Here is a 14149-nt window from a genome sequence, read left to right on the forward strand (position 1 = left end):
CGTCGGTCCCGAGCGGGCGTTCATTCGTCGTCGTCTCCGCCGTCCGGTTTGACAGTCCCCGATACGGACACAGATTTCGTGTGAGTTCGTTGCCAGCGTAACACGTTTTGACGGGCCCGAACGCCGACCTTCGCCACTGCGTAGATACCGATGGCGACGATGACGATCGTCCCGCCAGCGGCGACATCGTACAGATACGACAGTGTCACACCGGCAGTCGTGGCGAGAAGGCCGGCACAGACGGCTGCCCCGATCGATCGCTTGAATCCGCGAACGGGAGTCGCTGCCGCGACGGGGATCACGAGCATCGCGGCGACCAGGATGACGCCCATGATCTGCATTGCCCCGACGACGACAACGGCCGTCAACACGGCCAGTAGCTGGTTGTAACGAGTGACGTTCAGGCCAGCGGCACGGGCGCCGGTCTCGTCGAACGTGACGTAGACCAATGGTCGATACGCGACAGCGACGGCGAGGGTCACGATCACACTCATTACCAGCAGTATCGCAGCGTTCACCCGGGAGACGGTCGCAAGCGAACCGAAGAGGTATGCGTTGATGCCGACGGCAATTCCGCCGTCAGTCGCGGTGATGAGCACGCTTCCGACCGCGAACGATCCCGTCAACACGATAGCCAGTGACGTATCGCGATACGCACCAGCGTAGTCGACGAGCGTCTGTACGAGTAGTGCGGCGATAGCGGCAACAAGCAATGCGGTCAGTAGCGGTGCGACCACAATTCCAAACGTGGCGTTAACGAACAGTCCCGCAGCGACGCCGGCAAACGCCGAATGTGCGAGCGTATCGCCGATCATCGCCATCTCTCGGTGGACCAGAAAGCTCCCAACGAGGGGGCCGATGACCGCGATACAGATCGCGGCCAAGTAGGCTCGTTGCATGAACGGGGACCCCAACATATCGATCCCCGTGAGAGCAGCCAAGATATCGAGCACTGTCCCCCACAGGTCGTCGAGGACAAACCCGATGCTGCGGTCGAGTGACTGCAAGGCGATGAATCGGGAGAGGATGGCCACGATCATCAGTGCTGGTGGTGGACAACGGACTGGGAGCCGCCGTATGCATCTGCCAGTGCGTTAGTTTCGACGAACGTCTCCGGGTCGCCATGGAAGAACAGTTCCCGATTGAGACAGGCGATCTCCGAAGCGTGTGTCGTGACGATACCGATGTCGTGTTCGATGAGAACTATCGTGATGCCGTCCTGGTTCAGTTGGTGGAGGAGATCGTAGAACGCCTCACGGGACTCGGCGTCGACGCCGACGGTCGGCTCGTCCAGTGCGAGGAGATCTGCCTCCGAAGCGAGAGCGCGGGCGATGAACGCTCGCTGGCGTTGCCCGCCCGAGAGTCGACCGATACGCCGGTCGGCGAGGTCGGCAATTTCGACCCGTCGCAACGCGGTGTCGATAGCGTCGCGGTCGTCCTGTGTGAACCGTCCCGTCAGTTTGTGCGGGTATCTGCCCATCCGGACAGCCTCTCGAACGGTTATCGGCATCTCTCCTTTGGTGTTGGTTACGTCCTGCGGGACGAACCCGATCCGTTCGCCGTTCTTGGACTTGTGTGCCGGGTCGCCAAACAGCGTCACGGTCCCGCTATCGGGGCGGCGCAATCCGATCATCAGTTCGAGCAGCGTCGTTTTTCCCGACCCGTTGGGCCCGACCAGACCGAGAAACTCGCCCGACTTGACCTCGAGCGACACACGGTCGACGACCGGACGGTCGCCGTAGGAGAACGTGACGTCGCTCACTTCAAGAAGTGCCATTATGCGTCCAGTGCGCGTTCGAGCGTCCGAAGGTTTACGTTTTCCATGACGTCGACGTATCCCCAGTCCTCGCTCTCCCACTCGTCGGTTAGTCCCGGCATCGCAGTCAACGGCAGTACCTCTTTGGCATCGGTTTCCTCGACGAGTTGGTTTGCGGCCTGCTGTGATTCGAGCGGGTCCGCACAGATGTACTCCAGACCGTGCGTGTCGATGACCTCCTGTGCACGTTCTATGTCCCGAGGTGTCGGCCGATCGTCGGGCGAGACGTTCGTGAGGGCCTGAACTGTCACACCGTACCGGTCACCAAAGTACTGCAGAGAATTGTGCCCGGCGACGAGGATGACGTCCTTCGACGCATCGGCGATCAGTTCCTTTAGCTGCCCGTGGAGCGCGTCGAGTTCGTCACGGAAGTCGTCGGCGTTCTCTGCGTACGCGTCCGCGTTATCGGGGTCGACGTCGACGAGCCCCTGCCGGACGTTGCCTGTTGCCTCCTTTACACGCAGCGGGTCCATCCAGAAATGTGGATCCGTTCCGGAGCCGTGGTCGTGCTCTTCGTGTTCGTCCGCATGCTCCTCTTCGTGTGCGTCTTCGTGTTCGTCAGTGTGTTCGTCTTCGTGGTCTTCCTCGTGGTCGTGACCCTCACCGGCCGCCAGCAAATCGAGTCCAGCACTTGCGTCTACCGTCGTCACGTCTGCCCCGTCTGCTTCCAGATCAGTCTTGATATCGTCGACCCAGGGTTGAAAGCCGGGCATTCCGTGGACGAACAGGTCGGCATCCCGGATGTCTTCACGAACGCTCGGACCTGGCTCCCACCCATGCCCGTGCTGTCCGATCGGAACGAGCAGGTCAGCCGTTGCTGTCTCACCGGCGACTTGCTCGGTTACGTCTCCAAACACGAAAAACGAGGCTCGGGCTGTCGTAGCCTCAGGTTCCGACCCAGCGGCTGATTCACCACCCAAACACCCTGTCAGCATGCCCGTACCGGCCGTTGTTGCGGTTACCGACAGCAGCCGTCGTCTGGTGAGTTCCATCGATAGTTATTAATTTGGATTGTGTATATAATAACTTTTCCGTTTGAGAGTTGATTGGATATTAATAATTGATTGGATTCGTTGGTTAGTTAGCATAGAGTGAGTACTGGCTCTTCCCCAGTGATCGGCCCACGGTCGCTACTTCGTTCGGTGTAGCCGTTTTCCCCCGCACGACAGCAAGGTCGTCCCGAAGCCGCTCCGTTATCGAGACGTTCAGGACGGGGAGATATTCAGACCCATCTCAAAGAGACTGGATACAACAGTCCGATACGTTTGTGTTAACAAATTTCCTGCAAGAGAGTGTCAGACATTCGGGAGCCGCCACAGCCACCTGTGGGTCCACGATATCGGCACGTACGGACAGGGCGTTCCGAACCGTCAAACCGCGGGAGTGTGAATGCCCGGTAGGAATGCCCAGTCCCCTCGCGGGTGTCGGGTTCGCGGTGCTGGCGGCTGTCGGCCTCGCAGTCCAGAGCCTCGCTGTCCGGGTGGGGACCAAGACCCACTCGGTTTCATCGGTCATCGGGGTCATGTACGCGGTGAACCTCCTCGTGCTGGTCCCCGTGGCAGGGGTCAGCGAATATCCGGAATACGGCATCACGCCGGTCTCACTCGTGGCCTTTGCCGTCTCGGGGCTGCTGGGCTCGCTGATAGCTCGGTACTGCTATTTCGTCGGCATCGCCCGCCTCGGAGCCAGCCGCACCGAACCGCTGAAAGCACTGCTCCCGCTGTTTGCTGTCGGCGCTGCGGTCCTCGTCCTCGACGAGCAGGTGACGGCGACGCTGCTTGCCGGCGTCGTCCTCCTCATCGCTGGCGGCGTCGCGGTCACACTCGAATCGCGGGACAGCCCGACCGTATCGACCGGCCGGGAGCTGTGGGTGTCCCTGGCGTTTCCGCTCACCGCGGCGCTGCTTCTCGGTATCGACCCGATTTTCACCAAACTGGGGTTCGCGGAGGGAACGTCGGCGCTGGTGGGCGTCACCGTCCGCGTGGCCGCGGCGGCCGCGGGCTTCGGGCTGTATTTCCTCTGGCGGGCAGCGCGTGGTTCCCCGCGGGACCGCCTCGGCGTGAACCGCTGGCTCATCGTTGCGAGCGTCGCTAACACCGTGTACCTGCTGGCGTACTACGCGGCACTCGCTCGGACACCGGTCAGTGTCGTCACCCCCGTTCTGGGCACCAGCACGCTGTTCGTCGTCGGTGGCGCGGCGGTTTTCCTACAGGACGACGAGCACGTGACGGCACGATTGGTCGGAGCGACAGTGCTCGTCGTCGCCGGCGTCGTGTTGGTCGTCCAGGGCTGATATCGCTGCTATCGCGGGTCACTTCGAGAGAGGGTTTGCTTACAGAACGGACGGGAGCGCGAGCACTACCACACCGAGCAGGAGCGCAATCCCGGCACCGACGTGGCTTCCGAGGTGGATGAATCCCTTGATGGGCTTGTCGTCGGTGTCTCTCCGTTGTCGCTGGGTGCCGAACAGGCCACAGTAAAACGCCGGTCAATACAGCAAGAACAGTCCGTCTCGCCGGCGCCATACGACCGATAACAAGCGATGGAGGCTATTTTTTGTGGCTCGGGACTGTATCACGGGACAGCATCCCGAAATTGGAGTCGGATCGTCGACAGTGGACTGCCGGCGGCGGCCGGATTCGGCCCACCCCACCGATTATAAGTGCACGACAGGACAGCCAATACAATGTTACGCCGTGACATGCTCCGGGCGGGCGTAGCGGCCGGTGCCGCGACTGTTGCCGGTTGTATGGGCGAGTCTACGGAACCGGCCTTCGAGGAAGGATTCGAGGACGGCCTCGGCGACTGGGAGAGCGGCGCGGCTATCGGCCCGGAGGTCGAACTCTCGGAGTTCGAGTGGGAGTTTGGCGTCTCCGGGGAAGAGGCGGCGTCCGGCGACCGCTCGCTACGCATCTGGAACGAGGGCGATTACGACGACGGCGTGACCTGGGGCGTCCACCCGATCTCAGTCGAGTCCGGACAAGCCTATCAGATGACGGTCAGCGCCCAGTTCTGGAGCGAATCGGAGTCTTTCAACACGCTCCGGGACGCGGTGATGCGGCTCGGACCGGAGCCGCCGGAGGTCGAGGAGGACTTCCCACAACCCGGCGTGAACACCACAGACCTCGGACAGACGCCGTACGGCGGGCTCCGGGAACCGCTGTGGCTGGCCGACGGCTGGCGGGAGTACACCTTCGAGTGGACGACACCCGAGCTGTCGACGGACACCATGTACGTCGCACTCGGGACGAGCGTCATCTGGGAAGGTGATGCGACCCACTACATCGACGATATCACCGTCGAAACCGAGACACCGTGATGTCGGTCACGGATAGCGTGGCGGCTGTCGGTCGCCGTGGGCCGAAACTTGACGACACCCCGGCCCTGTCAACGGTGGCCACTTCCGTCCACGAGTGTGCCACCCTATCTATTTGTCCCTGTCACCCGGTACCAGTGTATGCGTGAACTCAGACATCGGCGACAGTCACGAATATCACCGGTGCCCGCAGCGGTCGCTCTCGGCCTCGGGCTTGTCGGTCATCTGATCGACCAGTTCCTGTTTGTTCGCGCCGGACCGGTTCCGATACTCGTGACCGCGCCGGCGACAGCGACCCTGCTGTATCTCCACGTCCGAGCGGCGACGTACCAGCGGATCGCCGGACTCGCAGTCTGGGGGCTCGTCGGGTCAGGGTCCGCGATGATTGGGGTGTATCTCGGCACGGTCAACTACTCCCTCCCCCGGTCGCTGACGGGCACGGAGATGGTCGTCTACGACCTCGGGCTGTTCCTCTGGTTCGTTACGTCGCTGACGGCGATGTACGGGGTGGCGGCCCGTGCTGACGGTCGACAGATCCGGGCGACGGCGGCGGTTTTCCTGGCTCCGGTCGTTCAGGTCGCCTGGGTTGGGTACGTCCGACTCGTGGTGGCGACTGGCCTGTACACATGATGTCGAATCGTGTCGCCCCACCGACCTGTCCGGCCCAATAGAACTCGGAGGATTGGCACGCGCCGAACGGGGACCTTTATGTATGTAACACGTACCCATGGTTGACGAATGGATGCACAAACTGAACGGTCGCCGCTGCACGTCTCGCACACCGACCACGACGACGGCTGGACGGTCGCTGTCGACCTCAACTCCCTGCAGGTCAGCGACGACCACGTGACAGTCGACGTTATCGGAACGGAGGCAATCGTTGCTATCGACGCTCCACACCTCCAGACGGAGTTCGATATCGATCTGCCGGCCGGGGGCGCGGCCCAGACACTCCGGAACGGCGTGCTCACCCTATCGCATCGGAGCTAACGCGGTCGCAGACTGTGTTTTCAGTTACAGCTTTGTAGTTGTGACAGTTTCACAACACGAACCGACTCCACAAGGGATTTGAGCGTGATGCTGGAAGCGTTCAGTGATGACCACCCCTCCTGACCGGGACCTACCGACGATTCGGGGCTCGGTGCCGCCGCTTCGTGCGTGGATTCGAACGTTTCTCATCGGCCTCTGTATGGGTAGTGCGGACGGCGTCCCCGGCGTCTCCGGGGGGACAATCGCGCTCATCGCCGGGATCTACGAGCGGCTCATCGCCGCGATTACCGCCGTCTCCCCGGCGCGGATAATCCGCTTTCTCCGCGCGCTCACCCCGTTAGACGGCGGCGTTGACCCGCGTGGTGCGTTCGCGGAACTCCTCGAACTCGACATCTGGTTCCTCCTCGCGTTGGTCGGCGGTGTCGCAACCGCCGTCGTCATCGTGACGCGGATCGTTCACATCGCCAGTCAGGAGACGCCGGCGCTTCTCTTTGGGTTCTTCTTCGGGCTTATCGCCGCTTCGGCGGTGGTGTTACTGCGCAGTCTCACGGTCGAGTCGCCGTTCCAGATAGGGGCCGGCGTCGTCGGCTTCCTCCTCGCCTTTTTCGTCTCCGGCGTGTCGAACGCCGCCACCGACGGCGGCGGCATCGCGCTCGTCTTCCTCGCCGGCATGATCGGCGTCAGCGCGATGATCCTGCCCGGCATCTCGGGGTCGCTGTTGCTCATCATCCTCGGGCAGTACACCCGCATGTCGACGGCGCTCAGCGAGTTCGTGGACGCACTCATCGCGCTCGCCACTGGCGGCACTGTCGAGGACGTGACCACGACAGCCATCCCGGTCGTGACGTTCATTATCGGAGGGCTGGTCGGCCTGTTCACCATCGCACGCGTCGTCCGCCGTGCGCTGGACTACAACCGCCGGGCGACGCTTGCCTTCCTCGTTGCGCTCGTCGTCGGCGCGCTCCGGGCCCCCGTCGTCGAAGTCCGGCGTGAAGTCGGGTTCTCGACCGACGTGGTCATCGCGTTCGTCGCCGCCGCCGCCGTCGGCGCGGCCTTCCTGCTCGCGCTCGACTGGTACGCGGTCGACCTCGACCTCGATAAGGTCTAATCCGGTTCAGAAGCCCCAGGCACGACGGTACTGCGGCGGCCCCTCGATCTCGTCGGTCGCGTCGAGTTCCTTCGCCGCGGTCATCGCGAAGTACGGGTCCCGGAGATGTTCGCGGCCGACAATAGCCATGTCGGCCCGGTCGTTGGCGATGACGGCTTCGGCCTGTTCGGGCGTCGTGATGCCGCCGACAGCGCCGACGGCGATGTCCGACTCGGTTTCCTCGCGAATCCGCTCAGCGTATCGAAGCTGGTAGTTCGGGCCGGCGTACTCCGGCCGGGATTCGGGGTGAATGCCGCCGCCGCTCACGTCGATGAGGTCCGCGCCCACGTCGGCGAGTTGGTCCGCCAGTCGCACGGAATCGTCGACGGTCCAGGAGTCACGGTCAGGGAGCCAGTCCGTCGCCGAGACCCGGACGAACACCGGCTTGTCGTCGGGCCAGACCTCGCGGACGGCGGCGGTGACCTCGCGGGTAAGCCGCGTGCGTCCCTCGAAGTCGCCGCCGTAGTCGTCCTCGCGGTGGTTCGTCACCGGCGAGAGGAACTCGTGCAGGAGGTACCCGTGGGCGGCGTGGACCTCGGCGACCTCGAAGCCGGCGTCGAGCGCGCGTTCGGCGGCTGCACGGAACGAGTCGATGACGTCCTCGATGCCATCCTGGTCGAGCCCCGTCGTCGGCGGCGCGTCGCCGTCCTCGTAGGGCCACGGATCGTCGCTCGGGCCGACGACGTCCCAGCCGCCCTCGTCGGGCTGGAGCGGGTCGTGGCCGTCCCACGGGCGCGACGTGGCGGCCTTCCGGCCGGCGTGGGCGAGCTGGATGCCCGGCACGCTGCCCTGATCGCTGACGAACTCCGTAATCGGTTCCAGCGCCGCGGCGTGCTCGTCGCTCCAGATTCCCAGATCCTCCGGGGAGATGCGGCCACGGGCTTCGACGGCGGTCGCTTCGGTCATGACCAGTCCCGCGCCGCCGACGGCGCGGGAGCCGAGGTGGGTGCGGTGCCAGTCGGTGGCGAGGCCGTCGCGGGCCTCACATGAGTACTGGCACATCGGGGAAACCATGACGCGATTCGGGACGGTCGTCTCGCGGAGCTCCAGCGGTGAGAACAGTGCAGTCATCGGCGAGGGTTCGCCGCCGAGACGGATAACCGCACTGGCGGCTGCAAGAGTCGTCGTTAGTTCCGTCGATTCCGCCAACAGTTCCGGCGAGCCTACTCTATCAGCGAGGCACCGGTGTTCCGGGGCGCGACAACTCGGACAGTCCCCTCGACGCCGGCGTCGTCGAGTGCCAGCACGCCGGCCTCGCGGGCCTCCGGGACGTGGTCCGAGGTCGTCAGCCCCCAGACGGTCGGCCCCCAGGAGCTCTGGCCGGCCCCCGAGATGACCGTGGCGCTCGACAGCGAATCGACGAGCGTGCCGGCCGGCGGTCGGTAAACGCCGCCCTGTTCGTCGGCGTACCACGCGCCGTTGAGCCGCCCCAGTCGCGCCGCGGCATGGCCGAAGTCGCCGTGGTCCCTGGTGGCAATCGCGGGGAGGAGCCGTCGGGTCAGCAGCGTCGAGATCTGGTCGGCGATGCCGGGGTCGGCACGCTCGACGGCCTGGCGCATGCTCTGGTCCTCCGCGTCTCCGCTCTGGCCGGGGTCGGTGTCCGGCACGACGACGACGAAGCGCCAGTGCGCGGGAACGTCGTGGTGTGCGAGCACCGGCGGCACATCCCAGTCGCCCTCGGCCGGCGGCTCGGCGGTGAACCGCTCGGTCGGATGCCCGCCGTCGACGACGAACCCCCCTGCTTCGAACGCCGCGACGCCGATGCCGCTCCGGCCGCCCCGGCCCAATTGCGGCGCATAGGTCCGGGCGTCGGCGGTCCGGTCGTATGCCCGAACGACGGCGATGAGCGTCGCCAGCGAGAGCTGCGTGCCGCTCCCGAGGCCGACGTGTCGTGGGAAGCGCTCGTCGACGGAGACATCCGCGCCGGGTACGTCGAGCGCGTCGACGACGCGTCGGACGTACGGTTCGGTCGCCGCGTCGTCACACTGGACCGTGTCGGCACGGGTCGCCTCGACGGTCAGCCGCGGCTCGTCGAGCGCGAGCCCGACGCCGCCGTAGAGGCGCTCGTGAGCGAGCGAGAGGTTCTGAAACCCGAAGTGGAGTCGCGCGGCGGTCGTGACCGTCGGCATACGCCGGGGGAAGCCCCCGATGGAAAAGAAGCTACTGCCACCGGTCGGTTTCGCCGTGCTCCACGTGGGACGTTACCGCGAGTACAAGTTATTTAAGGTCGCTCACGGCGACGCTCAACTATGAGCAAGCAGGAACGGCAAGAGCGTCCGGAGAAGGACCCGGAACTCCGGAGTACCGAGGTGACGGAGGGATACGAGAAAGCCCCGCACCGCGCGATGTTCCGCGCGATGGGCTACGACGACGAGGACCTGTCCTCGCCGATGATCGGCATCGCGAACCCCGCCGCCGACATCACGCCGTGTAACGTCCATCTGGACGACGTGGCAGATGCTGCCTACGACGGCATCGACGACACGGAGGGGATGCCTATCGAGTTCGGCACGATCACCATCTCCGACGCCATCTCGATGGGGACCGAGGGAATGAAGGCGTCGCTCATCTCGCGTGAGATCATCGCCGATTCCGTCGAACTCGTCACCTTCGGCGAGCGCATGGACGGCATCGTCACCATCGGCGGCTGCGACAAGAACATGCCCGGGATGATGATGGCCGCCATCCGGACGGACCTGCCCAGCGTCTTCCTGTACGGCGGGTCGATCATGCCCGGCGAGCACGACGGCCGCGAGGTCACTATCCAGAACGTCTTCGAGGGCGTCGGCGCGGTCGCCGATGGCGAGATGAGCGAGGGCGAACTCGACGAGATGGAACGCCACGCCTGCCCCGGTGCGGGCTCCTGTGGTGGGATGTTCACCGCGAACACGATGGCCTCTATCTCCGAGGCACTCGGCTTCGCGCCGCTGGGGTCGGCCTCCCCGCCGGCCGAACACGAGTCCCGCTACGAGGAGGCTCGCCGGGCCGGCGAACTCGCCGTCGAGGTAGTTCAGGAACGCCGCCGCCCCTCCGATTTCCTCACCCGCGAGTCCTTCGAGAACGCCATCGCGCTGCAGGTCGCGGTCGGCGGATCGACCAACGCCGTCCTCCACCTGCTCGCGCTGGCGGCGGAGGCCGGTATCGACCTCGACATCGAGACGTTCAACGAGATCAGCGCCCGGACGCCCAAGATCGCCGACCTCCAGCCCGGCGGCGAGAAGGTCATGAACGACCTCCACGAGGTCGGCGGCGTCCCGGTCGTCCTGAAGGCGCTGCACGACGCCGGCCTGCTCCACGGTGACGAACTCACCGTCACGGGCAACACAATCGCGGAGGAACTCGAACGCATCGACCCGCCGGCCATCGAAGACCTCGACGTGGACTACCTCCACACGGTCGAGGACCCGATCCACGAGCGCGGCGCGATCCGCATCCTCTCGGGCAACCTCGCGCCAGACGGCTCGGTCATCAAGATCACCGGCGAGGACCACCTCCACCACGAGGGGCCGGTCCGCGTGTTCGAGCAGGAGGAAAACGCCATGGAGTACGTCCAGGAAGGCAACGTCGAGTCCGGCGACGTGATCTGTATCCGTAACGAGGGGCCCCAGGGCGGGCCCGGCATGCGCGAGATGCTCGGCGTCACCTCGGCCGTCGCCGGCCAGGGCCACGCCGAGGACGTGGCGCTGTTCACCGACGGCCGCTTCTCCGGCGCGACCCGTGGCTTCTCCATCGGCCACGTTGCCCCCGAGGCGTTCGTCGGCGGCCCCATCGCCGCCCTGGAGGACGGCGATACCGTCACCATCGACATCGACAACACCGAACTGTCGGTCGATCTCACCGAGGACGAGATAGAGCAGCGCCTCGAAGATTACGACCCCGAACCGACCTACGACAGCGGTGTGCTGGCGAAGTACCACAGCGACTTCGGCTCCGCCGCCAACGGTGCGGTGACGAACCCCGGCGCGAAGTGGGACTGAGAAACCGGTATCGTCTGGCCCGAGTTACGACCTCGACTCACGGAACGTACCGCCGAAACCGGAGCGGCCTCGTACGACGAAACCGGGACTCACTGCCGCGTGACCGTGATGAGTCCCTCTTTGAGCGCCGCTTCGAACCGCTCGTCCAGTGTCATCTGCTCCCAGCCGTCCGGCTGGTTCTCCGTGGCGATCGCTGAGAGAGATTCGACCAGGTCTCTGTGGAGGAAGCGACCGTTCTCGCCACAGTTATCACAGGTCCTGATTATCGACCGAACCTCGAAGCTCCGCTCGACTTCGGCCTGGCATCGGGCACATACGTACGTTTCGGACACGTCCGACTGTACGTCGTCCGGATACTCGGATGTTGTGACTCTTCTCAATTGGGAACCATGATGTGCCGCCCCACCGACGCTGCCGAACGCCCGCAAAGAGGTGTCACCCCGCCACTGCTGGTCGGAGCGCACCGCTTCGAGTAATACTGTCGGCTGAAACCGTTTCAAGATGTTCGCGACCCCCAGAGAGCGATATTCTTCACAGACGTACAGCTGACAGGATGAGCCGTCGCCCGATAGCGCCCTGCAGAGGCGAGTAACCGGCCGGTTCAGAATCTGACCGCTCGCTGTGGAAAACGGCGTCTGGGATCAGTAGTAGCGATCCGTCCCGTTACCGCGTCCTGTTCCGCTGGTTTCATGACTACTAAACCTATTTACAACCCCGGTGCAAACCGTGAGCGTGTCGATGTCCCCGCCGACCGTCCTCCTCGTCGCTACCGAGACTGCTGCCGGAGAGCGGTTACAGGCGGTACTCGAACAGGCGGCAATCGACGCGACGGTCCGGACGACCGAACCCGAACACGTCGATACGACACTGCTACGGACTGCGACTGACTGCCTCGTCGTCCCGGTGACGTGTGGCGGGATGGCGGGCGGCCATCTGGCGGCGGCAGCCACCGGCCTCTATCCGAACCTCCCCGTGATTATGTACGGGAGTGAAGCCGACCGCGGAGACTGTATTCGGACAGTCGGCGACGACGACCTCGGATCGCCGGCGCTGGCTGCCGCCGTCGGCGAGGCACTCGACAGCAGCGAGACGATGGCGGCCCGTCCGGTCTCACGACCCGAGACGATTCTCGCCACGATGTTCGAACGGAACTCCGAACACCTGTTCGTGAAGGATACTGACAGGCACTACGTGCTGCTCAACGACTCGTCGTACGCGCCCCCGGAACTGCTCGGCCGGCGAGACGAGGACGGACTGCCCGCCGGGACAGCGTATCTGGATGCGGCCCGCGGCGACGACCTGCAGGTCATCAACGACGAGACCGACGTACTGGACGTCCACGAGTTCTCTCCGTCGATGGAGAAACACCTCCGGACATCGAAGGTTCCCTGGTACGACGAGACCGGCGACCTGGCCGGCCTGATCGGAATCACCCAGGACATCACCGACCAGCGAGAACGCGAGCGCCTCCTCAGGCAGCAGAACGAACGCCTCCGAAAAGTGGCGCTGCTGGCCGCACACGAACTCCGGAATGAACTCCAGGTGTCGACCGGCCATCTCTCGCAAATCGACGTCGACGACGAGCACATGGCAGCCGTCGAGAACTCCATCGACCGACTCGCCGCGATTGTCGACAAGGTCGTCTCGCTGGCCTCGAACAACTCGCCGGAGTTCACGCCCGAGGGACTGCGGCTCTCGACGGTCGTCTGGGACGTGTGGAGTTCGTTGTCGTTCGAAGCGGCGTCGCTCGAAGTCACGTCCGACAGGCGACTGCTGGCGGATTCGGAATCGATGCGACTGTTCCTGGAGATCCTGTTATCGAACGCAATCGAACACGGCGGCTCCGACGTTGCGGTTCGCGTCGGCGCTACGTCGTCCGGGTTTTTCGTCGCGGACGACGGTCCCGGCGTCGACGTCTCGCCGCCGGACCGGGTGTTCGAGGCGGGGTATGCCTCGGAGAAAGAAAACAGCGGGTTCGGGCTCTATATCGCCAACCGGATCGCGAAGGAACACGGCTGGTCGCTGTCGGTGGATGACAGCCAAGAGGGCGGCGCACGGTTCACCGTGACCGACGTGGAACGACCGGACTAGAGTTCGAAGGTCTCGTCGCCTTCGAGGACGTGGACCTCGGTGTCGCTACCGGTGCCTTTGACCTCGTTGACGAAGTCCTGCGTGTCGATTTCGATCGGCGGGAACGTATCGTAGTGCATCGGGAACGCGTAGTCGACGTCCAGCCAGTCGACGGCGACGGCGGCCTGCATCGGCCCCATGGTGAAGTGATCGCCGACCGGCACCGCCGCGGCGTCCGGTTCGAGGAACGGCCCGATGACGTCGCGCATCTCCGTCATGAGGCCGGTGTCGCCGGCGTGGTAGAACGTCGTCGATTCCTTGTCGCTGACCTGTGTCGGCTTCGTGTCCGAGATAATGAACCCACCTGGCATCCCGCCGCTCGTGCCGTAGCTGGTGTCCATGCCGTTCGTGTGGTCGGCCCGATGCATCGTGACGAAGGCGTCGCCGATCTCGACGGTGCCGCCGAGGTTCATCCCCATGCCGCCGACGGCGTCGAAATCGCCGAAGTTGTCCTCGCAGTACTCGACGACTTCGGGCGTGGCCACGAGCCCGCTGCCCTCGTAGCGGTCCACGTCGCCGATGTGGTCGGCGTGGCCGTGGGTCAACAACACGTAGTCCGGATCTAGTTCCTCGGGGTCGGTGTCGGTCTTGGGGTTATCGAAAAACGGGTCGATGAGCAACTCGGTGTCGTCGACTGTGACGTGCCACGTCGAATGGCCGTACCATGTGAGCTCCATGTCGGATGCACGCTACTCCCGGCGTCCACTTAATAGTACACTGCGGCGGTGCTGAATGGGTGCCGACTGCGGATATCAGTAGCCGCTGACACAGCC

General features: G+C 64.5%; 14 protein-coding genes. 7 read left to right on the forward strand and 7 right to left on the reverse strand.

Annotated elements, in window-relative coordinates:
- Nucleotides 1-20: 20 nt before the first annotated feature.
- From ACY9XZ_RS00760 to ACY9XZ_RS00770, 3 genes are read right to left on the reverse strand one after another with little or no spacing between them, the layout of a single operon-like run.
- The gene (locus ACY9XZ_RS00760) at nt 21-1040 is read right to left on the reverse strand and encodes a metal ABC transporter permease (RefSeq protein ID WP_463455191.1); all 1020 of its coding nucleotides are present in this window, start codon (nt 1038-1040) and stop codon (nt 21-23) included.
- Nucleotides 1040-1777, reverse strand: a complete 738-nt coding sequence (locus tag ACY9XZ_RS00765) for a metal ABC transporter ATP-binding protein (RefSeq protein ID WP_463455192.1) — start codon at nt 1775-1777, stop codon at nt 1040-1042. Before ACY9XZ_RS00765 ends, ACY9XZ_RS00760 begins: the two co-directional genes overlap by 1 nt.
- A complete protein-coding gene (locus ACY9XZ_RS00770; protein ID WP_463455193.1) occupies nt 1777-2808 on the reverse strand; it encodes a metal ABC transporter substrate-binding protein in 1032 nt (343 codons plus the stop codon). Before ACY9XZ_RS00770 ends, ACY9XZ_RS00765 begins: the two co-directional genes overlap by 1 nt.
- 410 nt (nt 2809-3218) lie before the next feature.
- Here ACY9XZ_RS00770 and ACY9XZ_RS00775 point away from each other — a divergent pair, with 410 nt between their 5' ends.
- The 5 genes from ACY9XZ_RS00775 (at nt 3219) to ACY9XZ_RS00795 (ending at nt 7230) form a co-directional block, all read left to right on the forward strand.
- The gene (locus ACY9XZ_RS00775; RefSeq protein ID WP_463455194.1) at nt 3219-4109 is read left to right on the forward strand and encodes a DMT family transporter; all 891 of its coding nucleotides are present in this window, start codon (nt 3219-3221) and stop codon (nt 4107-4109) included.
- 393 nt (nt 4110-4502) lie between these two features.
- Nucleotides 4503-5135, forward strand: a complete 633-nt coding sequence (locus ACY9XZ_RS00780; protein ID WP_463455195.1) for a hypothetical protein — start codon at nt 4503-4505, stop codon at nt 5133-5135.
- Between the two features lie 138 nt (nt 5136-5273).
- On the forward strand, nt 5274-5762 hold the full coding sequence (locus tag ACY9XZ_RS00785) for a hypothetical protein (RefSeq protein ID WP_463455196.1): 489 nt from the start codon (nt 5274-5276) through the stop codon (nt 5760-5762).
- Between the two features lie 108 nt (nt 5763-5870).
- On the forward strand, nt 5871-6122 hold the full coding sequence (locus ACY9XZ_RS00790) for a DUF7127 family protein (RefSeq protein WP_463455197.1): 252 nt from the start codon (nt 5871-5873) through the stop codon (nt 6120-6122).
- Between the two features lie 106 nt (nt 6123-6228).
- On the forward strand, nt 6229-7230 hold the full coding sequence (locus ACY9XZ_RS00795) for a DUF368 domain-containing protein (RefSeq protein ID WP_463455198.1): 1002 nt from the start codon (nt 6229-6231) through the stop codon (nt 7228-7230).
- Nucleotides 7231-7236: 6 nt separating this feature from the next.
- Here ACY9XZ_RS00795 and ACY9XZ_RS00800 read toward each other — a convergent pair whose 3' ends face one another.
- Together ACY9XZ_RS00800 and ACY9XZ_RS00805 are read right to left on the reverse strand one after the other, a co-directional pair.
- A complete protein-coding gene (locus ACY9XZ_RS00800) occupies nt 7237-8340 on the reverse strand; it encodes an NADH:flavin oxidoreductase/NADH oxidase (RefSeq protein ID WP_463455199.1) in 1104 nt (367 codons plus the stop codon).
- Between the two features lie 92 nt (nt 8341-8432).
- A complete protein-coding gene (locus tag ACY9XZ_RS00805; protein WP_463455200.1) occupies nt 8433-9398 on the reverse strand; it encodes a beta-ribofuranosylaminobenzene 5'-phosphate synthase family protein in 966 nt (321 codons plus the stop codon).
- A gap of 120 nt (nt 9399-9518) precedes the next feature.
- Between ACY9XZ_RS00805 and ilvD the strand changes: the two genes are divergently transcribed.
- Nucleotides 9519-11246: a dihydroxy-acid dehydratase gene (gene ilvD, locus ACY9XZ_RS00810; protein WP_463455201.1), complete on the forward strand. Its 1728-nt coding sequence runs from the start codon at nt 9519-9521 to the stop codon at nt 11244-11246.
- A gap of 89 nt (nt 11247-11335) precedes the next feature.
- Here the strand turns inward: ilvD and ACY9XZ_RS00815 are convergent, their stop codons facing one another.
- Nucleotides 11336-11578: a hypothetical protein gene (locus tag ACY9XZ_RS00815; RefSeq protein ID WP_463455202.1), complete on the reverse strand. Its 243-nt coding sequence runs from the start codon at nt 11576-11578 to the stop codon at nt 11336-11338.
- A gap of 406 nt (nt 11579-11984) precedes the next feature.
- Here ACY9XZ_RS00815 and ACY9XZ_RS00820 point away from each other — a divergent pair, with 406 nt between their 5' ends.
- Entirely contained in the window at nt 11985-13337 is a 1353-nt protein-coding gene (locus ACY9XZ_RS00820; RefSeq protein WP_463455203.1) for a sensor histidine kinase, read from the forward strand.
- Here the strand turns inward: ACY9XZ_RS00820 and ACY9XZ_RS00825 are convergent.
- Nucleotides 13334-14053, reverse strand: coding sequence for a metal-dependent hydrolase (locus tag ACY9XZ_RS00825; RefSeq protein ID WP_463455204.1), 720 nt, complete (start codon nt 14051-14053; stop codon nt 13334-13336). The genes ACY9XZ_RS00820 and ACY9XZ_RS00825 overlap by 4 nt on opposite strands.
- Nucleotides 14054-14149: the final 96 nt, after the last annotated feature.

It is taken from the genome of Haloarcula sp. HT12 (genome assembly GCF_055271655.1).